The organism is Pseudomonas sp. GM21 (assembly GCF_000282215.1).
In the GTDB taxonomy this organism is placed as follows: Bacteria; Pseudomonadota; Gammaproteobacteria; order Pseudomonadales; family Pseudomonadaceae; genus Aquipseudomonas.
The window spans coordinates 1-871 of the sequence record NZ_AKJS01000104.1 but is presented as its reverse complement, the minus strand read 5'-3'; the positions used below and the strand labels follow the sequence as shown (position 1 = coordinate 871).

The following is an 871-nucleotide window of genomic DNA, read 5'->3' as shown; positions in this document are numbered from 1 at the left end:
TCGTCGAAATGGCTGCTCGAACATCTGCTTCAACAGGAACATGCAGATCGCGCCGTACGCTCTGTGAATCATCAGATGAACATGGCCAAACTCCCCATGCATCGTGATTTGGCAGGCTTCGACTTCAGCGCTTCCAGCGCAGACGCCCGCTTGGTCAGGGATCTGTCCAGCCTGGAGTTCACCGATACCGCGCAGAATGTCGTGTTCATCGGCGGGCCTGGAACAGGTAAAACGCATCTGGCCACCGCCTTGGCCGTGTCCGGGATCACGACGCATCACAAACGCGTGCGCTTCTACTCCACGGTGGATCTGGTCAATTTGCTGGAGCGCGAAAAATACGAGGGTAAGGCAGGCCGAATCGCTCAAGGGCTGCTTCGCACAGACCTGGTGATACTCGATGAACTGGGGTATTTGCCCTTCAGCCAAAGCGGTGGCGCCCTGTTATTTCACCTGCTGTCCAAGCTATACGAGCATACCAGCGTGATCATCACCACCAACCTCAGCTTCTCGGAATGGTCGAGTGTGTTCGGTGACGCCAAGATGACCACTGCGTTGCTGGATCGGCTGACACACCACTGCCACATCGTCGAAACGGGCAACGAGTCCTACCGCCTGCAACACAGCAGTTTGGTCGACCAGACAAAGATCAAATCACGTGAGCGAAAGCGCAAGGACGATGACGGTACAGAGGACGATGAACCGTTTTGATCAACACCGGGAATACCCTGCCGCATGCCTGTATGCGGTGGGGCTTAGCGCCTATGTCAGCAGGACACTGCTGCTAAGCTTATCCACAGTTGCTGATGCAAAAATCAGCAATCCGCCCTGGGTCAATTTTCAATCGGCAGGGTGGGTCAGTTTTCAATCAGCA

1 protein-coding gene is annotated in these 871 nt (G+C 55.2%); it reads left to right on the top strand.

From position 1 onward, the window contains the following. On the top strand, nt 1–708 hold a 708-nt coding region (gene istB, locus PMI22_RS12565), incomplete at its 5' end, for an IS21-like element helper ATPase IstB (protein WP_007946447.1). Between the last annotated feature and the right edge of the window lie 163 nt (nt 709–871).